Source organism: Clostridioides sp. ZZV15-6388, assembly GCF_020657755.1.
In the GTDB taxonomy this organism is placed as follows: domain Bacteria; phylum Bacillota; class Clostridia; order Peptostreptococcales; family Peptostreptococcaceae; genus Clostridioides.
The window spans coordinates 144,894-169,254 of sequence record NZ_JAGWCU010000004.1; the positions used below are offsets into that span (position 1 = coordinate 144,894).

Below are 24,361 nucleotides of genomic sequence, written 5' to 3' on the forward strand. Positions count from 1 at the left end.
TAGTTCTGTTATGTAGTTACAGTTTTATTTCTTATGTTAAGTGTCTATTTTATATTTGTGTTTTGTAAATATCATTTTACCATCACTATAAAAAACAATATCACCTATTTTATCTGTCCTATAAATTGATATATTGTTTTGTTTTAAATTATTGATAACTTCTTTATGAGGATGACCGTATTGATTTTTATATCCACATGATATTGCGGCTATATCTGGATGAATTTTTTCAATAAATTCTGACGTAGTTGATGAATTGCTTCCATGATGACCTATTTTTATAAAATTGATATTATCTAATTTAAAATAATGTAAAATTTCTTTTTCAATTGGTTCTTCAGCATCGCCCATAAATAAAAATGAGGTGTCATTAAAGTTTAATTTAAAAACTATTGAATTTAAATTAGATTCTTCTTGTATATATGAAGGACTTAATACATATATATTTATATTGTTATCAATATTTAAAACATCATCTCTGTATAGATACTGAATAGATAGGTTTTTATCATTACAAGAACTTATTAGGTTTTGATAAGCTTCACTTTCTGTTGATTGTTCAGGCATATAGATGGAGTTTACATTAAATTTTTTTATGACATTATCAAGACTACCTATATGGTCGGAATCTGGGTGTGTGGCTATTATTATATCGATGGTTTTTATTCTTTTTTGTTTCAAGTAACTAGTAACTATATTTCCACTATCTTCATCACCTCCATCAATTAATATATTTTTCTTTGTAGGTGTTTGTACTAAAAGACTATCACCTTGTCCAACATCTATCATATGTATAGATAGTAGAGATTTTTTGTCACAACCACTTAAAAGTGATATTATAATAAGTGTTAATAAAAAAATTTTATTTCTCAATAAAAAATCACTCCAGTCATTACATGTTTATATAATTTTATGATGGGTAATATAAGATATATGGGAACTATCCTATTTTATATTTTAGACAATATAAGTGAAATTAATACCATAACTAAATTGGAGTTTTTATAGATACAAAATAAAATTTTAAAAAATTAAGCAATAAAAAGGTAGGAGGATTTTATGTTTTTCAAAGATATTGAACTAAATTCAAAAAAGGAGCTAGACCCTTATTTTGATTTAGTAGATTATGAAGCTTGTGAGTACTGTTTTAGTACTTTATATATGTGGCAACATGTTTATAAGACAGGATATTATATAGGTGAAGATTTTGCTGTTTTAGTTGGTGAATACGAAGGAGATAGTTTCTCAATATTACCACTTGCTAAAAAAGACAAACTTCCAGAAGTTGTAGATTTTGTACTTGAGTATTTTTCACATAACAACAAAAAAATATACTTAAGAGGTATTACTACTGAAGTGGTAGAATTTCTAAAAGAAAAATACCCAAATAGATTTGAGTATATAGAAGAAAGAGATTTATTTGACTATATCTATGATGCAGAAAGTTTAAGAACATTAGCTGGAAAAAAGAATCAAAAGAAGAGAAATCACATTAATTATTTCTTAAAAGAATATGCAGGTAGATATGAAGCAAGATTATTAGATAAAGAAAACTTCAATGAATGTTTAGTATTAATGAAAGAATGGGAAAGTAACAAAGAAGAAAATAACGAATTTGATGAAAGCATGGATGATGAATTGGTTGGTATCAAAAAGATATTTAACAATTACGATATTTTAAAAGATAAAGTAAAAGTGTTTGGTGTATATGTGGATGGAAAATTAGAAGCATTTAGTATCGGAGAGCTTTTAAATAAAAACATGGCATTAATTCATATAGAAAAAGCCAATCCTGATATAAGAGGCTTATATCCATTTATAAACCAACAATTTTTAGTAAGTGAATTTGAAGATGTTGAATTTGTAAATAGAGAAGAAGACTTAGGTATTGAAGGTCTGAGAAAAGCTAAACTTTCTTACCACCCTTGTAGATTTGTTGAAAAGTACAGTGTTAGGGAGGCTTAATAAACTATATGGAGATTAGGTATGCTAAAGACGAAGAAATAGAAAGTATAAAAGAAATATGGAGTTATTGCTTTAATGACAGTGAAAGTTTCATGAAATACTATTTTAATGATAAATATAAATATGAAAATACTGTAATAGCTTTAGATGAAGGAAAAATTGTTTCCTCTCTTCAGCTAAACCAGTATAAATTAAGCTTAAATAGTAAGGTATACAATACATCGTATGTAGTAGGGGTTTCTACACTTCCTGAGGGGAGAGGAACTGGTTATATGAGTAAAGTTATTAAATTTACTTTAAATGAGTTGTATAAGAAAGGACAACTAGTATCTATATTAATGCCAATTGACTATAGACTTTATAGAAGATTTGGATATGAGCATTGTTATGACCAAATTGAATATACTATCAAAACAGATGATTTAAAAAATTTCAAGGCAAATGGAAAAATGATAAAAGCTGATTTATCACAAATTGATGATTTAATAAAAATAGATAAAGTATTTTTAAATGAGGTTAATGGTAATGTGTTAAAAGATGAACATTATTATGAAAACTTATTTAAAGAAATCCAAAGTGAAGACGGACATTTATATATCCATGAAGGTAATGAAAAAGATGGATATATAATTTATTTTCTTCAAGGAGATAAAATGTTTGTCAGAGAGCTATTTTATAAAAACATAGATGCTCTTAAATCAATGCTTAAATTTATATATAATCACAATACTCAATGTAAGATAGCTTCTATAGCTACTCCTACAATAGATAAGATAAGGTTTATATTAGACAACCCTAAAGATTGTGAGATAAAAATAAAACCTTTTATGATGGGAAGAGTTATAAATGTAAAGCAATTTATTGAAGATATAGATATAGATAAGGATATTAATAGCTCTATAAAATTATATATAGAAGATAAATTTATAGAAGAAAATAATGGACTATTCAAAGTCTCTATACAAAATAAGAAAGTAATAGTGGAAAAATTAAATAAAGAATGCACAGAAGGGCTTCAAGAGTGTTTTGATATTAAATTAGATATAAATGCTTTAACACAATTGGCATTTTCTTATACAGACGTTGAAGAAGCACTTTTATTAAATAATATAGAAGGTATTTCAAAAGAAACAATAGAAATACTTAATTGCATTTTTTCTAAAAAAGACAATTATATAAATGAATATATATAGAAGTGAAAATACGTCAAAAGATTTTAATAAATCTTTTGACGTATTCTTTTGTTTATAGAATAATTTCTTTTGTTTAAAAAATATTTATTTGAAAATAATCTAAATAATATGTTTTATAGAGGAGTGATTATGATTCAAATAAGAAGACCTTTACTAATTATATTAATATTTGTGATAGCTGTATCTTTTATTATCACAAATAAGAAGAAAGAGGATGAAAAATTTAATGATAAGATAATAACCATACAAGGAACAGTCAAAGGAAGATTTGAAAAGCCTAGATATAATCAGTATAAAGTAGGAGCTTTCCTAATAAATGATTACACAAGAACTAAAAATTTGAAAATTGGTCAGAAAGTTAATGTTACAGGTAAATTTAAAAGTTTAGGTAAAATGAAATATGAAGATTTTGATTATGGAAGATATATAAAAAGTACTGGATATAAAGGTATAATATATATAAATAGTTATAAAATTATTGGTAAAAATAAAATATATGACTTAATAGGTAAAATAAAGCTTTACATAAATAAAACTTATAGATATTTATATAAGAAAAATTCAGATTTTATAAATTCTATATTGTTAGCAGAGGTTGAAAATTTGACAGATGAACAAAAAGAAATGTTCACTAGGACAGGAACTAGTCATGTAATATCTATATCTGGTCTTCATACAGGCATACTATGTGTTGTAATTGCTTTTTTATTAAGAGGTATAAATAAATTGTATAAATTATTAATATTGTCGATTTTTATATCTTTATATTGTATAATGGTAGGTGCGTCTCCATCTATAATTAGGTCTATAGCATTTGTTATGGTTTTCTATTTATCAGTCTTTATTAATAGAAAAAAGGATGGAATATCAACACTGTCTCTAATAGGGATAGTTTTAATTATAAATAACCCCTATGTTATATATAATGTAAGTTTTCAATTATCTTTTTTAGCTACATTCTCTATACTAATATTTTACAATAAAATAAATAGTATTATAAAATTAAGTATGGTATCATTGACAATATCGTCAAATATATTAACCTTGCCTATAATATATTATACATTTAAAGGTATACCATTGGTTTCAATCATAGGAAATTTAATCATAGTACCATTTATAGGTATAATAATGTATTTGAGTATTGCAAGTTTAATAATATTTAAAATAAGTGTAGTAATAGCTAAAATAATAGCTTTATTCAACAGCACATTGATAGAAATCATATTTTTTTTACTAGAGAAACTCAGCAATTTAAATTTTGCATATATTGATATAGATAACCCTAAACTTTATATTGTAGTGATTTATTACATAGGAGTATTTTTTTACATATTTTACATAGAAGGAAAAGAGATAAAGGAGCAAGAAAATGGATTACAAGGATATTATAAGGAATATAAAAGATAAAAAACTTGAGAAAATGTATCTTTTTTATGGCAGAGAGTATTATTTAATAGAAAATGCAATAAAAGTCTTTAAAGAGAATTTAAACGAAGGAATGCTCGATTTTAACTTAGATATAATAGATGGAAAGGAAATAGTCTTAAATCAGCTTATAAGCTCTATAGAGACACTTCCTTTTATGGATGATAGAAAAATAGTAATAGTAAAAGACTTTGAGTTACTAAAAGGAAAGAAAAAGAATTTTACAGATAGCGACGAAAAATACTTGATAGAGCATTTAGATAATACTCCAGACACTACCACTATAGTTTTTGTTGTATACGGAGATATTGACAAAAGAAAATCTTTAGTTAAAAAGATAGGTAATAATGGAATTGTTTTTAATTGTGACAAGCTTTCTGATATGGACTTATTTAAGTGGATAAAAAAATCTTTTGCTCTAAATGAAGTTATAATAGAAAACTCTCAAATAATGTATTTTATTGAACAAGAAGGATATAGAGATAAAAGTAGTGAAAAGACTTTATCAGACTTAGAAAACGAGATAAATAAAATTAGTTCATTTGTTGGAAAGGGAAATAGTGTAACTAATGATGTAATAGATAAATTATCTCCTAAAAAGGTTGAAAATGATATATTTAAGTTAATTGATTATATTGGAGAGCAAAGTGCTTCTAATGCAATGAAAATATTGAATGATATGATACAAGAAGGCGAATCTGTTTTAGGTATATTTTCTATGATAGCTAGACAATTTAAAATAGTTATGCAAGTAAGACAATTACAACTAGAGGGATACTCAGCAAAACTTATAGCAGATAAATTAAAAATGCATCAATTTGTAATAGGAAAAGCATTAAAACAGACTAAAAACTTCTCTGATGATATAATCATAGAAATTTTAAACTATATATTAGAAAGCGATTATAAAATAAAAACAGGTCTTATAAGGGATACTTTAGCAGTAGAAATGTTGGTTAGTAGATACTGTAAAAGGCAAGCAATGTAAAAAATTTATATATTAATAAAAAATAAATAGCAAGATATGTTATAGTTCAAAATACAAGTAGGCTAAATTGAGTCTAAAAGTATATAATCCACTATAATATGTCTAACTATTTATTTTTTATTGTATAAATTTCCAAAATAAAAAACCCCTACATAGGGGTTATTATATATAAGAAATATAAACTGGTAATTAAGCGTTCATACCGTTTAACTTTTGAGCTAATTTAGCTACTTTTCTAGCTGCAGCATTCTTATGTATAGTTCCTTTAGAAGCTACTTGGTATATTCTCTTTTGAGCATATTGGAACTTAACAACAGCATCCTCTCTGTTTCCAGCTGCAACAGCATCTTCGAATCTTCTTATTGCAGTTTTTATTTGAGATTTTCTAACTCTATTTAAAGCAGTTTTCTTTTCGATAACACTTATTCTTTTCTTAGCTGATTTTATATTTGCCACCGTGTTCACCTCCCTGTATTTTTTTCTCATATTCATCGTCAACATATTAGATTTTAACAGAAATAAATCTAAAAATCAAGGATTATTATTTATATATTTTAATAATGTTTTTTATTTTGATTTTTTAGACTATAGATTGTGTATAAATAATTTGCAATATCTTGTTTTTAGGTTGGTATATTTTGTGTTTAAAATATTTTAATATATAAATTAATATTTCATTTTTGTAACAAATATTTTGAGATAATACAAACTATTTACATACATTTTGATAGTATTTCCAATAATTATAAGATAATGCAAGAAATTACTCATTTTTGTAAATTTAATAAAAAATTTATAAAAATATAAATTTATATGTTTAATTAAGATAATTTTTCCAATAATTGAGATGTTTTTTTCATTCTATAGTATATTATTCAAGTAGAACTATAATATTTAGGAGGTATTTATATTATGAAAATATGTAAAAAATTATTAACTATGGGAATTTCATTCTTGCTAGTAATTTCTGCTTTTCCAATAGTATCAAATGCACTAAGTTCGATTGATAGTATAAATGGTAAAGATAAGTATGAAACTTCAGCTATTATTGCAGATAGGCAGAATTATACTAAAGCTATCCTTATCAATGTGGATAGTAGTTTAGCAGATGGATTATCAGCAAGTGGATTGGCTGGAGTTGAAAACGCACCAATATTATTGACTAAGAAAGATGAGATACCAGACTCAACATTAAAAAGATTTAATAATGTTAAAAAAGTGTACATAATAGGAGGAAATAATTCTATAGGAAGCAAAGTAGAGAATTTATTAAAGGAAAAAAATATTGACGTTGAAAGAATTGAAGGAAAAGATAGACTTAGTACAAGTTATAAGGTAAGTGACAAGATTTTAGAATTAAAAGGTACTTCAGGTAATGTACTGGTAGCAAATGGGTTTAAAGGTGAAGCAGATGCCATAAGTGCAGCTTCAGTTGCATTTAAAAATGAGATACCTGTATTACTTACTAATGGTTCAGATATGCCTGAGTTTAAAATTAAAGGAGATAAAATATTTGCATTTGGTTCAACAAATACTATGAGTAATCAACTTGTAGAAAAATTAGGAGCAACTAGATTAGGTGGAATTGATAGATATGAGACTAATAAAAAGATAGTTCAACAGTTTTATGGTGGTGCTAAAGAATTTTATGTAGCTAGTGGAAGTGACCTAGTTTATCCGTTAATTGGCTCAACTCTAGCTGAAAGTAAACCAATTGTATTAGTTGGAAATGGAAGTAACAAAAGTATACTTAAAGGTGCTACTAAAATAACATCAATAGGAAATATTGATGCTTCTATAATAACACAATGTTTGAATGTAACTAATAATGTAGGTGACACTAATACAGGCGTAGTCAAAAACAATACAAACGAGGAATATCCTCTCAAAGGGATGCTAGTACAGCTTGGCCTTAACACAACTGGTAAAGCTGGGTGGGACATTAATTATGGTGGAAATGAAAATGGGAATGAACTTAGAGCAGATGGCAAATATTATTATATAAATAAAGGATATGCAGGATTAGGTGCATACGCTGCTGCATTTGCAGGTGAACCATACAAGAGTGTAATATTTAAAAATCTTGACCCTATAAAAATTATAGCAGGCAAAGAGTTGCTTACTTATGAGCAGACTAAAAATGAACTTGCAGTAATTAGAAATTTCCTAAATAGTTTCGATTGGAGAAATGCATCTGATATGGAAAAGGCGAATAGAGCTGCAAAACTGGTAATAGAGTCAAAATATGTGAGTGGTATAGCACATGATACAAATGTATATGGAAATCTTGTTGAAAAACGTGGTTCATGTGGAAGTTTTGCAAGTAGCTTTCATGTATTGACAAGGCTAATGGGAATGAATTCGATATATCAGGAAGATGGAGCCTTAAACCATGCTTGGAACTATGTGCAAATTGATGGTAAGTGGTATGAATTTGATGGTTCTGAAGTTGCATTATATAGAACTTCAGCAGAGTTTAATTCTTCTAGACTAGAAAATGCAACAAAAACTATGCCTAAGTACTATGATGCTAAGGCATTATTTGTATTAGGCTTCAACCAGTAAAACAAGAAAGGTTCTTTAGGGAGCCTTTTTTATGATTGAATATCCTTAAATTCTTCAAAAAGTTGGATAAACACTTTCAAAAATATATTTATCATTTAATTATTTATATTGAAAAAACATGTACATATATGATGGATTTTATAAATGTATTATTAATAATAAAATAAATATCGAAAAACTAACATGATTTTTAACGTTTTTACATTGAACAGTTGAATAGTCTAAAAAAATAGACTATAATATTTTTATAGATTAAAGAAAGGGATGATAAGATGGACGTAGTAAAATTGATTCTAAATCCTGCTAGACTTCGTATTTTACAGTATATTCGACTTCATGGCAGTGTTCGTACATCTGATATAGTGAAGTATTTGAATGATATTCCTCGCGCAACGGTTTATCATCATGTCAAAATTTTAGAAGAGAATAATATGATTGAAGTAGTCAAAGAAAATCGTGTGCGTGGTACGATTGAAAAGGTTTATGCACTAAAGGAAGATGAAGTGCCAATGGAAGGTGAGGCATTTGTTGCACTTTCTACAGCATTTCATATAGGGTTAATGCAGGAAATGAATGAGTATTTTAGCAGGAAAAATCAAGAGCATAAAAAAGATAATGTACTTTTTACTTCAGCATTGTTATATATGACTGATAATGAATATAAAGATCTTCTTCAAAATATAGCTAATTTATTGAAACCATATGTAGATCAAAAACCTAAATCGAATCTAAAGCTTCGAAAACTCTCAATTATATCTTCTCCACCTGTAGTGGATGATGACAAGAAGAAATAACATTCATTTTATTTTTATAGGGAGAGGTGACATATGAAATTTCATGAATTTGGAAATAAAAAAAGTCCACATATAATGTTGATTCATGGAGGTGGGAACGCATGGTGGAACTATTTACGACAAGCACAGGTTTTGTCTGAAAACTATTATGTAATACTTCCTACATTGGATGGTCATGGAGAAGAATATGAGAATACATATATTTCCACAGAGGATACAGCAGACAAGTTAGTAGAATATATAGATAAAGAATGTGGTGGTCATATTTTTGCTTTGTGTGGTGTGTCACTTGGTGGTCAAATTGTGATGGAGCTTTTATCTCGAAAACCTGATATTACCCAAAAGGCAATTATTGATGGTAGTATATGCTACCCAAGACCTACTATGGCAAGGTTTTGTATTGCTGGTATTCGTTTTTGTGGAGGACTTCTATTTAGTGAGAAGGCCTGTCGTTTTCAAATTGCTATGATGCCAAAGCTATTACCTAAAAATATGCAGTACCCAGATGAAATCAAAGCATATTATATGCAGGATATGCCACATGTCAGAAAAGAAACATTATATAATATGTATCGTACTTATATGATGCAATATACACTTAAGGATAGCGTCAAAAAAACCACGGCACAAGTGATGTACTGGTATGGAGAAAAAGAAATGAAGTGTGTCAAAAACTCTGCGAAAATGTTTCAGTCTTATGTGGCCTCATGTAGGATTTATGAAGCTAAAGATTATAATCATGGTTATCTCTCTCTTTATCTTCCAAATGAGTGGCTAGCAATTGCTGAACCATTCTTTCAACAGAAATAAATGAAGTGAAGAAGTCATTCTACTATGAACATAAAGTTTAGAAGATGCAACAAAGAACATGCCTATTTACTATTATGCTAAGACATTATCTGCATTAGGCTTCAACCAATAAAACAAGAAAGGTACTTTAGAGAGCATTTTTTTATGATTGCACATCTTTAAACCCTTCAAAAAGTTGAATAAACACTTTCAAAAATATGTTTATCATTTAATTGTTTTAGAGGAAATATATAATGAATGAAATCTTGGGAAGAAAGTGATAAATAGATTAAAAGGTAGCGCCTATGTAAATAGTTGCTACCTTTTTATATTTGTAAATAAATGATAGATAAGGAAGTTTACTGACCATTTACTGACCAAACTCGATTTTCTTACATTGAAAGCCTTAATTTTACTTGTTTTAAATAAATTTATAGTTTTTTGTTATAAAATACTAAATTTTGTTAACAATTATAATTAGCATTTAATTTATACTGGAGGTTTATATGATTAATGTAAGAACAGATTTAGCTTTAGAAGCTAGTGAAATGTGTGAAAAGTCTCAAGAAGGAAGTAGTATTCCTGGGGTAGAAATAGAAACTAAAGAATTAGAAAATTGTATTGTAACAAAAGTTGAAGTAATAGATGAACAAGGTTCAGAGATAATGAACAAAGATATAGGAAAATATATAACCCTAGAAAGTAATCTTATGAAGTTTGATGATGATGAGTCAAGAGAAGAAATGATAAGTTATTTAAAAGATGAATTGGTAGATGTGTTTGGACAAGACAAAAACAAAAAGACACTAGTAATTGGTCTTGGAAATAGAAATATTACTTCTGATGCATTGGGTCCAAAAAGTGTATCTAAAACACTGGTAACTAGACATCTCTTTAAAAATTATAACAAGGATTATGATGATGATTTTACTGAGGTATCAGCTTTAAGCCCAGGGGTTATGGGTGTTACTGGAATAGAAACTAGTGAAGTAGTGAAGTCATTAGTTGAGAAAGTGAAGCCAGATAGAGTAGTAGCAATAGATGCACTAGCATCAAGAAAAATGGAAAGAGTAAACTCTACTATACAAATATCAACAGCAGGAATATCACCTGGTGGAGGTGTTGGCAATACAAGAAAATCTCTCACTAAAGAAACTTTAGGAGTGGATGTTATTGCAATAGGAGTTCCAACTGTGGTTGACGCAGCAACTCTTACTATAGATGTTTTGGATATGGCAATAGATAATTTAATATCTCAGTCAGAAGAAACAGAAAGTTTTTATAATATGTTGAAAAAACTTAAAGAAGAAGAAAAATATCATCTAATAAAAGATTCTTTAGACCCATATGATAAGAATTTAATCGTAACACCAAAAGATATAGATGATACAATTGAAAATCTATCTATAATAATAAGCGAAGGTCTAAATAGGTCTTTACATCCAGGTAGATTGTAAAATAAGGAGGAGCAAATATGTTTAAAAAATGCATTAAAGTAGTAACCTTGACTTTTATATTAGCATGCATTTTACCAGGAAAATCATTGGCTTTAAATCAAGATGACTTTTTGAAGTTTTTAGTAAATTCATCTTATCCAGAAGCTAAAGTCGAAGGAAATAATACAGAAAATAAAAAGAGTGATAAAAATAAAGAAACAAGTAAAGAAAGTAAAGATGAAAATAAAAAGTCTGAGGATGTAAGTAAAGCTGACAATAAGAAAGAAAGTGAAAAAGAATATATAAAACTTTATGTTGGTAAAGAAAATGTTCCAGACATTGAGTCAAAAAACTCGGATACAACTGAAACTAGTACTGCATCTAGTGAAGATTATAAAGATGATTTAAGAGTGACTAAGGAAAATCCAAGAATTTTGATATATCATACTCATGGATGTGAAACTTATTCAAATTCACCTGCTGGAAATTATCATTCAAGAGATAAGAAAAATTCAGTAATGGAAGTAGGAAATGCATTAACTAGTGCTTTAGACAGTAAGGGATGGGGTGTAGTCCATACTACTAAATACCATGACTATCCATCTTATAATAACTCTTATGCAAGTAGTTTAAAAACAATAAAAAGTATACTCCCTAAATATAATACAGTGGACATAGCAATAGATTTACATAGGGATGCTAGGGATTTAACTAATCCAGCCACTAAAGAAAAAGACCATTTGAAATATACAACTATGATAAATGGAGAGAGAGTATCTAAATTCTTCTTTGTTGTAGGAGGAAAAAATGAAAATAAAGCACAACTTAGAGCTTTAGCGGATGATATAACTGCTTTTGCTGAAAAGAAATATCCAGGCTTGGTGTCTCCAATAGTAGAAAAAGATTATGCTAGATTTAATCAATTTGCAGTTAAAAATCACATGTTAATAGAAATTGGAAATAATGCAACAAGTATAGAAGAATCTAAGGCTACTACAAAGTATCTTGCTGAAATTTTAGATGAATATTTTAAACAAAAAAATTAGATTGTTTAGTGTAATTAGGAGCATGTTGAATGAGCCGATTAGAAAGAAATATAGAAGGTAAAAGTAAACAAAGAAAATATAAGTATATTATGAGAATTATATTTTTAGTTATTATGATTATAGGTACATCAGTTTGTGTATTTATAGTTGACAGTAATGCTAAAAGTATGTTGGGAATAAAACAACATAATTATTTCTCAAGTATTAAATTTGATATTACAAAGCTTGATATCCCAAAGATTGATATACACAAAATCGTTGAAAAATTTAATAAGTAGTAAATAAGTGAATAAGGTTTATTGATTAAAATAAGCCTTATTTTAGTTATGTATCTTTAATTGTATAAAATAAAAATACATTAACTATCTTTTATAGGATTTACTTTAAGTTTATGATATTATATAATATTTAGTGTTAGGCTTGATAATCCACATATAATGTGGATAATTTTGTTTAATGCCAATTAGTTTATATTCAAAAATTTAAAATTTGATATATAAAAAGTTTTTATATAATATAAAATGATAACTATAAGAATAATCAAGAGGAGGGAATTTAAGGTGGACAATAAACAAAGTAGAACTAGAAATTTTAGTATAATTGCACATATAGACCATGGAAAGTCTACCTTAGCTGATAGATTAATACAACAAACGGGGCTTGTCAGTGAAAGAGACATGAAGAGTCAATTACTTGATAACATGGATCTTGAAAGAGAAAGAGGAATCACTATAAAGCTCCAAAATATAAGATTAATGTATAAGGCGAAGGATGGAAATGAATATTATTTAAATCTTATAGATACACCAGGACATGTAGACTTCAATTACGAGGTATCAAGAAGTTTAGTTGCATGTGAGGGAGCATTATTGGTAGTTGATGCAGCACAAGGTGTTGAGGCACAGACTTTAGCTAATGTGTATCTTGCAATAGACCAAGATTTAGAAATATTACCAATAATAAATAAAATAGATTTACCAAGTGCAAGACCAGATGAAGTAAAACATGAAATTGAAGATATAATAGGGCTTGATGCAAGTGAAGCACCTCTTATTTCAGCTAAAACAGGTTTAAATATAGAAGATGTTTTAGAAGATATTGTAAAAAATGTTCCTGCGCCTAAAGGAGATAATGAAGCCCCATTAAAGGCGTTAATATTTGACTCTTATTACGATGCTTATAAAGGTGTTGTAGCCTATGTTAGAGTGTTTGAAGGAACTGTTAAAAAAGGTATGACAATAAAAATGATGAATACTAAGAAAAAGTTTGAAGTAACTGAAGTTGGTGTTATGGCTCCAGGGCAAACTGAACTTAGTGAATTATCAGCAGGTGATGTTGGTTATATTGCTGCTAGTATAAAAGATATAAGAAGTTGTCGTGTAGGGGATACAATAACAGATTCAAATAATCCTACAGAAGAACCTTTACCAGGATATAAAAAAGCTACTCCAATGGTATATTGTGGTATATATCCAGGAGAAGGTGAAAAGTATGAAAATGTAAGAGATGCTCTTGAAAAATTACAAGTAAATGATGCTGCTCTTGAATATGAGGCTGAAACTTCAGCAGCACTAGGGTTTGGGTTTAGATGTGGATTTTTAGGTCTTTTACATATGGAAATAATGCAAGAAAGACTTGAAAGAGAATTTAATCTTGATATAATCACTACAGCACCATCTGTTATATACAGAGTTACAAAAACTGATGGAGAAGTTGTAATGATACAAAATCCTGCAAATTTACCAGAAGTAGCTGAGATAAGAATGATAGAAGAACCTATAGTAAAAGGAGATATAATAGTCCCTAAAGATTATGTAGGTGTTGTTATGGAACTTTGCCAGGAAAGACGTGGAAATATGTTAAACATGGAATATATAGATGAGAGAAGAGTAATGCTTCATTACGACCTTCCTCTTAATGAAGTTGTTTATGATTTCTTTGATGCCTTAAAATCAAGAACTAGAGGATATGGCTCTCTTGATTATGAGATTAAGGGATATGTTGCATCTACTCTTGTAAAACTTGATGTTTTAATTAATAAAGAGCAAGTTGATGCACTTAGTTTTATTGTACATGAAACTCGTGCTTTCCCTAGAGGAAAGGCAATGTGTGAGAAATTAAAAGGAGAAATTCCAAGGCATCAATTTGCTATACCTATACAAGCTGCTGTTGGTAATAAAGTTATTGCAAGAGAGACAATAAGTGCTTTAAGAAAAGATGTACTTGCTAAATGTTATGGTGGAGATATATCTCGTAAGAAGAAACTTCTTGAAAAACAAAAAGAAGGTAAGAAGCGTATGAGACAAATTGGCTCTGTTGAAGTTCCTCAAAAAGCATTTATGTCTGTACTTAAGTTGGATGAATAATTTATTAAATTTTTATAAATTTAGATAAAAATACTTAAAAGCTAGAGTGATTTTAGAATTATTTCTAAATTAATCTAGTTTTTTTGTGGTATATTTTAATTAAACACATGGAGAATATAAGTAAGAGTATATTAAAGAAAAAATAAAAAAAGGTGATATTTATGACTAATATAGAAATTCCTAAAAAAGTGGATTATATAATTAAAGAATTAGAAAAAAATGGTTATGAGGCATATGTAGTTGGAGGATGTGTGAGGGATTGTTTATTAGAAAGAATTCCAAATGATTGGGATATAACAACTAGTGCAAGACCTGAAAAAGTAGTAGAGATATTTGGAAGAACTATTCCGACTGGTATACAACATGGTACTGTAACAGTCATGATTGAACATGAGCCATTTGAAGTGACAACATATAGAATAGATGGAAGCTATAGTGATGGTAGACATCCAGATTCAATAGAATTTACAAATGATATAGTTAAGGATTTGTCAAGAAGAGACTTTACTGTTAATGCAATTGCATACAATTCAAAGACTGGATTAGTTGACCCATTTAATGGCTGTGAGGATATACAAAATAAGTGTATTCGTTGCGTTGGAAATCCAATAGACAGATTTGAAGAAGATGCACTTAGAATGCTTAGAGCGATTAGGTTTTCTGCACAGCTTAATTTTAAAATAGCTGAAGGTACTAAACAAAGCATATACAAAAAAGCAGATTTAATAAAATGTGTGTCTATGGAAAGAATTCAAGTAGAATTCAATAAAATGCTAGTATCTGATTCATCTAAGTTAAATTTATTAATTTCAACAGGATTATTGAAATTTATAATTCCTGAAATATGTGATTTAGAAGATGTTATTCAACATAATCCATATCATATTTATAATGTTGGGAAACATACTTTGATAGCTACTGAAGTAATTGAAGATGAATTATATCTAAAGCTTACAATGTTATTTCATGATTTGGGTAAAAAAATTACTAAAACGACTGATAAAAATGGAATTGACCATTTCTATAGTCACAGTAGGGAGTCTGTTAAAATAGCAAAGCAAATTTTGAAGAGGCTTAAGTATGATAATTATACTATTAATAAAGTTTTAATATTAATACAATATCATGATTATAGAATAGAACCAAAAAGAAAAATTATTAAAAAATTATTAAATAAACTGGGAGACATTGAACTATTTGAAGATTTAATAAAAGTTAATTGGGCTGACACACTTGCTAAAAACCCAAAATATGCAAAACAGAAAATATTAAACCTTATTGAGAGTGAAAAGGAATTTAAACATATAATAAGTCAAAATGAATGCTTTCATATTAAAGACTTAGCTATTAATGGAAACGATTTAATGTCTATAGGTGTTAAACCAGGTAAAGATATAGGGTATCTATTAAATAAGATGCTGGAAATTGTTATCAATAATCCAGAATTAAATGAAAAAGAAATTTTAAAAGAAAGAGTATTAGATATATACACATTTTAAGCTAAAAGATTAAACTTTAATTTAATTAATTTAAGATAGAAAATATAATTCACATTTAAAAAATAGACAATCTTTAAAGATTGAGATTATAAAGATTTATATTCTATAATTTTAATGTATAGAAAATTAATATAAAACTAGTAAGTTAATATAAAATTAGTAAATTAATATAAAAAAAAACTTTGGGAATACTAAAACCATAAATTTATAAAATTAATATTTTATGCACTTATAAAACAGTGAGGAGGGACATCATGCGTACTCAACTACAAAAGACTATTGGTCTTTCAGCAGCTCTTTCTACTGTTGTAGGTATGGTTATAGGTTCGGGAGTTTTTTTTAAGCCACAGGCAATATATACTACAACTAATGGAGCTCCAGGTCTAGGTATTATAGCATGGCTTTTAGGTGGATTTATAACAATAACTGCTGGACTTACAGCTACAGAAATATCAGCAGCTATCCCAAAAACTGGCGGTATGATGATTTATATTGAAGAGATATATGGAGAAAAACTAGGATTTTTAACTGGATGGATGCAAACTGTATTATTTTTTCCAGGCACATCAGCAGCATTAGGGGTAATATTTGCCCAACAAGCATCTGAACTTTTAAATATGAGTCCGAACAATATGTCAGTTGTGCTTCCAATAGCAATTGGAGTAATACTGTTTTTATCATTACTTAACATAATAGGTTCATCATTGGGAGGAAAAGTTCAGACCGTAGCTACTGTTGGAAAAATGATACCATTAGCTCTAATAATAATCTTTGGATTTATTAAAGGTCAAAGTAGTGAAGTATTAAATCCATTTGTAGGCGATGGAGTTAATGTATCAAGCGCACTTGGACAAGTATTAATAGCAACATTGTTTGCATATGATGGATGGATAAATGTTGGTGCTATCTCAGGCGAGATGAAATCGCCAGAAAAAGATTTACCAAGAGCAATAGTTGGTGGGTTATCATTAGTTATGACAGTCTATATTATAATAAATGTAGCATATCTTTGGGTTGTACCAGCAAGTGAATTAGCAACTGTTACTTCACCAGCAACATTAGTTGCAACAAAATTATTTGGAAATTTAGGTGGAAAAGTAATAACTGTGGGTATATTAATATCAGTGTTTGGTACATTAAATGGATATTTATTAACAGGGTCAAGAATACCATATACATTAGCTGAAAGAGGAACTTTGCCAGCTTCTAAAGTTTTATTAAAAGTAAATTCTGGTGGGTCTCCTGTAAATTCAATACTGCTTATAACTGTATTAGCATGTATATATGCTCTATCTGGTCAATTTAATCTTTTGACAGACTTAACTATATTTTCAATATGGGTATTTTACGTATTGACTTTTGTTGGGGTTATAAGGCTTAGAAGAGAACAACCAGATTTACACAGACCATATAAAGTTCCTTTATATCCAATAATACCAATTATAGCTATATTAGGTGGGTTATTTGTAATAATAAATCAAATATTGACTTCAACAGCAATATCCTTAGGTGGTATATTTATAACCCTACTTGGATTACCAGTTTATTATTATATGAAGAAAGGATAGTCATTTGTTTTAATTTAAAAAATTTGGATACAAGTAAAAATCTACTTTTATCCAAATTTTTTATGATATTACATAGTGAAGATGTTTTATATGTAGCTTGATGAGTTATTTTGTTTGATTTATAATTTAATAACTGATGCTTTAAGATAATTTTAAGAAATGAGGAATATAAAATGTTAGGACTTTATATACATATCCCATTTTGTGTGAAAAAATGTAAGTATTGTGACTTTAATTCTTATAAAATGGACCTAGATTCAAAAAAAAGATATATAGAAGATTTGAAAATAGAAATGGAGTTATACAGCAATAAATTAAATAGAGATGATAAATACAAAAATAAAGAAGATTTCAATTTAGACAAAAACAATATAATAACAAGTATATTTATAGGAGGAGGAACACCTAGTATTTTGACATCTGAAGAAATAAGAGAAGTATTTGTAAGTATAAAAGAAAAATTCAATATAGATAAAAATGCAGAAATAACTATAGAATGTAATCCTGGTACACTTACACTAGAAAAATTAGGAACTATGAAAGAAGTTGGTATCAATAGACTTAGCATAGGGTTACAAGCTGTCCAAGAAAAGCATTTGAACTTTATAGGAAGAATACATAGTTATAAAGAATTTGAGAAAAACTATATGGATGCACTGAGTGTAGGATTTAAAAATATTAATGTAGATTTAATGTATAGTCTTCCTAATCAGACACTATGTGATTGGAAGGAAACTCTTGAAAAAGTTACAGATTTAAATCCAACACATATATCAGCATATTCTCTTATATTAGAAGAAGGTACTGAACTGTATAATATGTATGAAAATAATCAATTTGACCTTATAGATGAAAATATAGACATAGAAATGTATGAGTATACAATAAACTATTTAAAATCAAAAGGATACAACCAATATGAAATATCAAATTACTCACAAGAAGGCTATAATTGTAAACATAATATTTTATATTGGGAATGTGAACATTATATAGGTCTTGGAGCAGGAGCTTCTGGTTATATTGATAATAATAGATATAATAATTTAGAATCTTTAGAGGATTATCATTTAAGTCTGATTAAAAGAGAGAAGCCAACACAAGATAGTGAAAAACTTTCTATAAAAGATATGATAGAAGAAAAAATATTTATGGGTCTTAGAATGAATAAGGGAATAAAATTTAAAGATTTTGAAAAAAAATTTGGAATAGATTTTAGAGAAAAATACAGTAAGCAGATAGAAATGTTACTAGCTAGAAACCTTATAAACCAAAGCTTTGAGGGCATACAATTAACTCAAAAGGGAAGAGAAATATCTAATAGTATATTTATAGAATTTATGGAATGATTTTTAAGGTGTTGACAAAATAAATTTATAATGGTATATAATATATATAATCTTTTTAGCACTCGAACTTAGTGAGTGCTAACAGCTAGGAGGTATAATAATATGGAATTAAATGAAAGAAAATTAAATATCCTCAAAGCTATAGTTAAAGATTATATAGAAACAGCTGAAGCTATAGGTTCTAGAACAATATCTAAAAGGCATGATTTAGGTGTTAGTGCTGCCACCATAAGAAATGAAATGGCTGACCTTGAAGAATTAGGATATTTAATTCAGCCACATACTTCTGCGGGTAGAGTTCCATCTGAAAAAGGCTATAAGTTATATGTAAACTCTCTTATGAGTAAAAGTGAATTGGATGATAATGATAAGATTCTTATTGAACAATGTATGAATCATAACATAAATCATATAAAAGAATTAATTCATGAAACGTCTAAGCTATTATCTCAATTAACTAACTACACAACTGTAGCAGTTACTAAGAGTTTGATAAATCAAAGCGTCATAAAGCATATACAGTTAGTTGCTATGAATGACAATAATATTTTACTTATAGTTGTAACAGATAAAGGGGACTTAAAAAAAGCTAACCTTACAACTAATGTATATTTAGATCAATCTAAGTTAAATTTGATTTCTGATAATCTTACAAAGAAGCTCTCAGGAAAAAGTATAACAGATTTAGATGATAATCTGATTGCTTTTATTAAATATGAAATAAGTGAGTATTCAGGGTTTATAGATGAACTTTTAAATGCCCTAAATTCAAATATGGAAGAAGAAGATTTTTCTCTATCATTAAATGGAGCCACTAATATATTTAGTTATCCAGAATTCAATGATGTGTTAAAAGCAAAGTCATTTTTAAATATGTTAGAAAGAAAGGAAACAATAGCTGACATAATTAAATCAAAGGGAATACAAAAAGAAAATCTAAATATAATAATTGGTAGTGATAATGATTGTAAATTGGCACAGGATTGTAGTATAGTTACAGCAACTTATAATGTAGACAGAGACTTAGTTGGGCGAATAAGCTTCATAGGACCTACAAGAATGGATTACGCTAGAATTTACTCTATAATAAATTATATGAGTTTATTAATTAATAGAAAGTAAAGAAATTTTAAATTGAGGGGTGTAAAGTCTTGGATAAAAAAAATGAGCAACAAGAAGTAAAAGAAGAAAATGATACTTCTATTAACCAAGAATCTGAAACTCAAGTAGAGTTAGAAGATGAAGTTGTTAATGAAGAATGTGAAGAGTCAAGCGAAAAAACTGATGAAGAAAAAGCTGATGATGAAAATGTAACAGATATAAATTCTAAATTAGCAGAAAAAAAATTAAAAGATGAAGTAGATGAATTAAATGACAAATATCAAAGACTTCAAGCCGAATATGCAAACTATAGAAGAAGAACTCAACAAGAAAAAGAAACAATTGGTGTGTTTGCAAATGAGAAAATAATAACTGAGTTAATACCAGTTATAGATAGTATGGAAAGAGCCTTAGATGCATGTGAAGATAAGGAAGATACTATGTATAAGGGTATAAGCCTTGTACATAAGCAATTAATAGATACTCTAGTAAAATTTGGAGTAGAAGAAATAGAAGCAGAATCTAAGGAATTTGACCCAAACTTACATCTAGCAGTTATGCAAGAGAGTGTAGATGGAGTAGAAGCAAATCAAATAGTGATGGTACTTCAAAAAGGATATAAGCTAGGAACTAAAGTTATAAGACCTTCAATGGTTAAAGTTTCTTGCTAAGTATATAAATTAAGGTTAAAATATTTAGCCTAATATAAAATACACAAATAAGTAAAATTTAATTATACAATTACTCAAGGAGGATTTTTAGTCATGGGAAAAATAATAGGAATAGATTTAGGAACAACAAATTCATGTGTTGCAGTATTAGAAGGTGGAGAAGCACAAATAATAGCAAATAATGAAGGTATGAGAACTACTCCATCAGTAGTGGCATTTACAAAAGATGGTGAAAGAATAGTTGGAGAACCTGCAAAAAGACAAGCAGTTACAAATGCAGATAAAACAATAACTTCAATAAAAACTCACATGGGAACTGATTACAAAGTAAATATAGATGGAAAATCATATACTCCACAAGAAATATCAGCAATAATATTACAAAAATTAAAATCAGATGCAGAAAGTTACTTAGGACAAACAGTAACAGAAGCAGTTATAACAGTTCCAGCGTACTTTACAGATGCTCAAAGACAAGCTACTAAAGATGCTGGTAGAATAGCAGGGTTAGATGTTAAGAGAATAATAAACGAGCCAACAGCAGCTGCACTTGCTTATGGTATGGACAAATTAGACCAAGAAAAGAAAATATTAGTATTTGACTTAGGTGGAGGAACTTTTGACGTATCTATACTTGAAATAGGTGATGGTACTTTTGAAGTTTTAGCTACAGCTGGTAACAATAGATTAGGTGGAGATGACTTTGACCAAATAGTAATAGACTATTTAGCAGATGAATTCAAAAAGGCTGAAGGTGTAGATTTAAGAAATGATAAGATGGCTCTTCAAAGATTAAAAGAAGCAGCAGAAAAGGCTAAGAAAGAATTATCATCAACAATGAATTCAAACATAAACTTACCTTTCATAACTGCTACAGCAGAAGGTCCAAAACATTTAAATATAGATTTATCAAGAGCTAAATTTGAAGAATTAACTAGAGGTCTAGTTGAAAAAACTATGGAACCAACTAAGAGAGCTTTACAAGATGCAGGACTTTCTACAAGTGAAATAGATGATGTATTATTAGTTGGAGGTTCTACAAGAATACCAGCAGTTCAAGATGCTGTTAAGAAATTTATAGGAAAAGATCCTCATAAAGGTATAAACCCAGATGAATGTGTTGCGGCAGGAGCTTCTATACAAGCAGGAGTTTTAGCAGGAGATGTTAAAGACTTATTATTACTAGACGTTACTCCATTATCTCTTGGTATAGAAACTATGGGTAATGTAATGACTAAGATAATAGAAAGAAACACTACAATACCAACTAAGAAATCTCAAGTATTCTCAACTGCTGCTGATAACCAAACAGCTGTTGACATACATGTTCTTCAAGGTGAAAGAAGTATGGCTTATGACAATACAACTTTAGGAAGATTCCAATTAACTGATATACCACCAGCACAAAGAGGAATACCTCAAATAGAAGTTACATTTGATATAGATGCAAATGGTATAGTTAATGTTTCAGCTAAAGATTTAGGTACAGGAAAAGAACAAAAAATAACTATAACATCAAACACTAATTTATCAGAAGCAGATATAGAACAAAAAATAAAAGAAGCTGAAATGAATGCAGAAGCTGACAAACAAAAGAAAGAGAAAATAGAAGCATTTAACCAAGCTGAATCTACTATATATCAAACTGAAAAAACTTTAAATGAACTTGGAGATAAAATAAGTGCAAGTGATAAAGAAGATATAGAAAAAGCAATAGCAGACTTAAAAGTTGTAAAAGACAATCAAGATGCTACAGCAGAAGAGCTTAAGAAAGCTACAGAAGAAGTAATGACTAAGTTCCAAAAAGTATCTCAAGAAATGTACCAAAATGCAGCACAAGAACAGCAAGCAGCCCAAGGTGCAGAGCAAGCTCAAGGTAATGGACCTAAAGATGACAATGTAGTAGATGCTGACTTTAAAGAAGTAGATGAAGATAAATAAGCTATATAATATAACATCAAATGATAATTGAAGAATAGATTATTTATGAAAATCATATAGATATTAAAGATATATGGACAATATACATCATAAAGAATATAATATATCATAGATTATATAACTTAAAGTAGAATATAAGAATTAATGATAGCTTGTAGTTTATTATTCTACAAGCTATCATTTTGTAAAATGAAGGTGGTGTCAATTTTTGAGTACAAAAAGGGATTATTATGAAGTCTTAGGTATCAGTAAAGGTGCAGAAGCTCAAGAGATAAAAAAAGCTTACAGAAAGTTAGCAATGAAGTACCATCCAGATAGAAACCCTGGTGATGAAGAGGCTGAGGAAAAATTTAAAGAAATAAATGAAGCTTATGAAGTACTTTCAGATGATACAAAGAGAAAGACTTATGACCAATTTGGACATGATGGGCTAAATGGTCAAGGAGGCTTTGGAGGCCAAGGTGGATTTAATGGCCAAGGCTTTGGTGGATTTGAAGATATGTTTGGAGATATATTTGGCGACATGTTTGGAGGAGGCTTCGGAGGTGGAAGACAAAGAAGAAGAGGTCCTCAACGTGGTGCAGATATAAGACAAAATGTTACTATATCTTTTGAAGAAGCTGCATTTGGTAAAAAAATGTCTATAAAGTTAAATAGAAGTGAAGAATGTGATGAGTGTGATGGAACTGGAGCAAAACCAGGAACATCAAAGAAAACTTGTTCAACTTGTAATGGAACTGGTCAAGTTAGAACTGTTCAAAGAACTCCATTTGGAAATATAGCAAGCTCAAGACCTTGTAGTACTTGTAATGGGACTGGAGAAGTAATTGAATCTCCTTGTAGCAAATGTCATGGAACTGGAAATACAAGAAAAGTTAAGACTATAGAAGTAGATATACCTGCAGGTATAGATGATGGTCAAATGATAAAACTTGCTGGTCAAGGTGAAGTAGGAGAAAAAGGTGCTCCAAGAGGAGATTTATACATTGTAGTTAATGTAAAATCTCATCCACTGTTTACTAGAGATGGAAATGATATTTACTTTGAGATGCCAATTACATTTGTTCAAGCAACTTTAGGTGATGAGATAGAAGTACCTACTTTGGATGGAAAAGTTAAGTATAGTGTGCCAGAAGGAACACAAACTGGAACTGTATTTAGACTTAAAGAAAAAGGAATTCCTAGAATTAGAGGTAATTCAAGAGGAGACCAATATGTTAAAGTTGTAGTCGAGATTCCTAAAAAATTAAATGATAAGCAAAAAGATCTATTAAGAGAATTTGCGAAGGAGTGCGGGTCGAACGTCCACGAAAAGAAAAAAACATTCGGACAGAAAATAGAAGATATGTTTAAGAAAAAGTAGTTAAAATAGCCAATATAATGTAATCATATTCTTTAGAATCTAAATTATTTAGTTATAAGATTTTGAATTAATATAATATGATTTTTATATTGGCTATTTTTAATTTTGAGTATGTAAAATATGTATAAATAATTTCTTTATAATACTCACCATTATAATGTAGTTGATGACAAAAATACTTATATTCTTTAACATGAGCTTTGTGACAGGTATTAACTATATAACTTTTTTTTATAAAATAATTGTTTTGACCAAATGTACATTTTAGACGACCAGTTACGCATAAATTGTTGAATATT

Annotated in this window: 20 protein-coding genes; 18 read left to right on the forward strand and 2 right to left on the reverse strand. The window is 28.5% G+C overall.

All coding sequences use genetic code 11. The annotated features are described in order from the left end of the window. Positions 1-36 precede the first annotated feature (36 nt). A complete protein-coding gene (locus KGF48_RS04330; protein ID WP_227839984.1) occupies positions 37-873 on the reverse strand; it encodes a ComEC/Rec2 family competence protein in 837 nt (278 codons plus the stop codon). Positions 874-1,059: 186 nt separating this feature from the next. Between KGF48_RS04330 and KGF48_RS04335 the strand changes: the two genes are divergently transcribed. The 4 genes from KGF48_RS04335 to holA all read left to right on the forward strand — a co-directional run bounded on the left by KGF48_RS04335 (position 1,060) and on the right by holA (position 5,574). After that, positions 1,060-1,965, forward strand: a complete 906-nt coding sequence (locus KGF48_RS04335; RefSeq protein WP_227828192.1) for a DUF2156 domain-containing protein — start codon at positions 1,060-1,062, stop codon at positions 1,963-1,965. Between the two features lie 8 nt (positions 1,966-1,973). Beyond that, positions 1,974-3,158: a GNAT family N-acetyltransferase gene (gene eis, locus KGF48_RS04340; protein WP_227828193.1), complete on the forward strand. Its 1,185-nt coding sequence runs from the start codon at positions 1,974-1,976 to the stop codon at positions 3,156-3,158. 129 nt (positions 3,159-3,287) lie between these two features. Then, positions 3,288-4,568 carry a ComEC/Rec2 family competence protein gene (locus tag KGF48_RS04345; protein WP_227839985.1) on the forward strand — a complete coding sequence of 427 codons (1,281 nt, stop codon included), beginning with the start codon at positions 3,288-3,290 and terminating at the stop codon, positions 4,566-4,568. Further along, positions 4,531-5,574, forward strand: a complete 1,044-nt coding sequence (gene holA, locus KGF48_RS04350) for a DNA polymerase III subunit delta (protein ID WP_227828195.1) — start codon at positions 4,531-4,533, stop codon at positions 5,572-5,574. The genes KGF48_RS04345 and holA overlap by 38 nt, the downstream gene beginning before the upstream one ends. A 189-nt stretch (positions 5,575-5,763) precedes the next feature. On the opposite strand, the gene rpsT is transcribed toward holA, so the two are convergent. Continuing rightward, positions 5,764-6,030 (reverse strand): 30S ribosomal protein S20, encoded by a 267-nt coding sequence (rpsT, locus tag KGF48_RS04355; protein ID WP_227432754.1) that lies wholly within the window; start codon positions 6,028-6,030, stop codon positions 5,764-5,766. 456 nt (positions 6,031-6,486) lie between these two features. Between rpsT and KGF48_RS04360 the strand changes: the two genes are divergently transcribed. The 14 genes from KGF48_RS04360 (at position 6,487) to dnaJ (ending at position 24,062) form a co-directional block, all read left to right on the forward strand. Then, positions 6,487-8,139 (forward strand): cell wall-binding repeat-containing protein, encoded by a 1,653-nt coding sequence (locus tag KGF48_RS04360; protein WP_227840031.1) that lies wholly within the window; start codon positions 6,487-6,489, stop codon positions 8,137-8,139. A gap of 272 nt (positions 8,140-8,411) precedes the next feature. After that, positions 8,412-8,933, forward strand: coding sequence for a helix-turn-helix domain-containing protein (locus KGF48_RS04365; RefSeq protein ID WP_227840030.1), 522 nt, complete (start codon positions 8,412-8,414; stop codon positions 8,931-8,933). Positions 8,934-8,966: 33 nt separating this feature from the next. Then, positions 8,967-9,743 carry an alpha/beta fold hydrolase gene (locus tag KGF48_RS04370; RefSeq protein WP_227867770.1) on the forward strand — a complete coding sequence of 259 codons (777 nt, stop codon included), beginning with the start codon at positions 8,967-8,969 and terminating at the stop codon, positions 9,741-9,743. Positions 9,744-10,228: 485 nt separating this feature from the next. Further along, positions 10,229-11,179 carry a GPR endopeptidase gene (gene gpr, locus KGF48_RS04375; RefSeq protein WP_227828199.1) on the forward strand — a complete coding sequence of 317 codons (951 nt, stop codon included), beginning with the start codon at positions 10,229-10,231 and terminating at the stop codon, positions 11,177-11,179. 17 nt (positions 11,180-11,196) lie between these two features. Further along, positions 11,197-12,204, forward strand: a complete 1,008-nt coding sequence (spoIIP, locus tag KGF48_RS04380) for a stage II sporulation protein P (protein ID WP_227840028.1) — start codon at positions 11,197-11,199, stop codon at positions 12,202-12,204. A gap of 29 nt (positions 12,205-12,233) precedes the next feature. Next, positions 12,234-12,482, forward strand: a complete 249-nt coding sequence (locus KGF48_RS04385; protein ID WP_227840027.1) for a hypothetical protein — start codon at positions 12,234-12,236, stop codon at positions 12,480-12,482. Between the two features lie 282 nt (positions 12,483-12,764). Then, positions 12,765-14,570, forward strand: a complete 1,806-nt coding sequence (lepA, locus tag KGF48_RS04390; protein WP_227482848.1) for a translation elongation factor 4 — start codon at positions 12,765-12,767, stop codon at positions 14,568-14,570. Between the two features lie 161 nt (positions 14,571-14,731). Next, on the forward strand, positions 14,732-16,069 hold the full coding sequence (locus KGF48_RS04395; protein ID WP_227840026.1) for a CCA tRNA nucleotidyltransferase: 1,338 nt from the start codon (positions 14,732-14,734) through the stop codon (positions 16,067-16,069). A 254-nt stretch (positions 16,070-16,323) separates the two neighbouring features. Then, positions 16,324-17,637 (forward strand): amino acid permease, encoded by a 1,314-nt coding sequence (locus tag KGF48_RS04400; RefSeq protein WP_227840025.1) that lies wholly within the window; start codon positions 16,324-16,326, stop codon positions 17,635-17,637. Between the two features lie 173 nt (positions 17,638-17,810). Continuing rightward, positions 17,811-18,986, forward strand: coding sequence for a radical SAM family heme chaperone HemW (hemW, locus tag KGF48_RS04405; protein WP_227840024.1), 1,176 nt, complete (start codon positions 17,811-17,813; stop codon positions 18,984-18,986). Positions 18,987-19,088: 102 nt separating this feature from the next. Beyond that, on the forward strand, positions 19,089-20,108 hold the full coding sequence (hrcA, locus tag KGF48_RS04410; protein WP_227828206.1) for a heat-inducible transcriptional repressor HrcA: 1,020 nt from the start codon (positions 19,089-19,091) through the stop codon (positions 20,106-20,108). A gap of 29 nt (positions 20,109-20,137) precedes the next feature. Further along, positions 20,138-20,758 carry a nucleotide exchange factor GrpE gene (gene grpE, locus KGF48_RS04415; RefSeq protein WP_227432572.1) on the forward strand — a complete coding sequence of 207 codons (621 nt, stop codon included), beginning with the start codon at positions 20,138-20,140 and terminating at the stop codon, positions 20,756-20,758. Between the two features lie 93 nt (positions 20,759-20,851). Continuing rightward, positions 20,852-22,699, forward strand: a complete 1,848-nt coding sequence (gene dnaK, locus KGF48_RS04420) for a molecular chaperone DnaK (protein ID WP_227867771.1) — start codon at positions 20,852-20,854, stop codon at positions 22,697-22,699. Positions 22,700-22,907: 208 nt separating this feature from the next. Beyond that, complete coding sequence (gene dnaJ, locus KGF48_RS04425; RefSeq protein WP_227432574.1) at positions 22,908-24,062, forward strand: molecular chaperone DnaJ; 1,155 nt, start codon at positions 22,908-22,910, stop codon at positions 24,060-24,062. Positions 24,063-24,361 lie beyond the last annotated feature (299 nt).

Excerpts from the sequence above, each read along its gene's own strand:
- KGF48_RS04360 (WP_227840031.1), top strand. The coding sequence starts at position 6,487 with ATGAAAATATGTAAAAAATTATTAACTATGGGAATTTCATTCTTGCTA.
- gpr (WP_227828199.1), top strand. The coding sequence starts at position 10,229 with ATGATTAATGTAAGAACAGATTTAGCTTTAGAAGCTAGTGAAATGTGT.
- KGF48_RS04370 (WP_227867770.1), top strand. The coding sequence starts at position 8,967 with ATGAAATTTCATGAATTTGGAAATAAAAAAAGTCCACATATAATGTTG.
- KGF48_RS04385 (WP_227840027.1), top strand. The coding sequence starts at position 12,234 with ATGAGCCGATTAGAAAGAAATATAGAAGGTAAAAGTAAACAAAGAAAA.
- hemW (WP_227840024.1), top strand. The coding sequence starts at position 17,811 with ATGTTAGGACTTTATATACATATCCCATTTTGTGTGAAAAAATGTAAG.
- KGF48_RS04335 (WP_227828192.1), top strand. The coding sequence starts at position 1,060 with ATGTTTTTCAAAGATATTGAACTAAATTCAAAAAAGGAGCTAGACCCT.
- eis (WP_227828193.1), top strand. The coding sequence starts at position 1,974 with ATGGAGATTAGGTATGCTAAAGACGAAGAAATAGAAAGTATAAAAGAA.
- spoIIP (WP_227840028.1), top strand. The coding sequence starts at position 11,197 with ATGTTTAAAAAATGCATTAAAGTAGTAACCTTGACTTTTATATTAGCA.
- KGF48_RS04345 (WP_227839985.1), top strand. The coding sequence starts at position 3,288 with ATGATTCAAATAAGAAGACCTTTACTAATTATATTAATATTTGTGATA.
- KGF48_RS04395 (WP_227840026.1), top strand. The coding sequence starts at position 14,732 with ATGACTAATATAGAAATTCCTAAAAAAGTGGATTATATAATTAAAGAA.
- hrcA (WP_227828206.1), top strand. The coding sequence starts at position 19,089 with ATGGAATTAAATGAAAGAAAATTAAATATCCTCAAAGCTATAGTTAAA.
- dnaK (WP_227867771.1), top strand. The coding sequence starts at position 20,852 with ATGGGAAAAATAATAGGAATAGATTTAGGAACAACAAATTCATGTGTT.
- KGF48_RS04365 (WP_227840030.1), top strand. The coding sequence starts at position 8,412 with ATGGACGTAGTAAAATTGATTCTAAATCCTGCTAGACTTCGTATTTTA.
- KGF48_RS04400 (WP_227840025.1), top strand. The coding sequence starts at position 16,324 with ATGCGTACTCAACTACAAAAGACTATTGGTCTTTCAGCAGCTCTTTCT.
- holA (WP_227828195.1), top strand. The coding sequence starts at position 4,531 with ATGGATTACAAGGATATTATAAGGAATATAAAAGATAAAAAACTTGAG.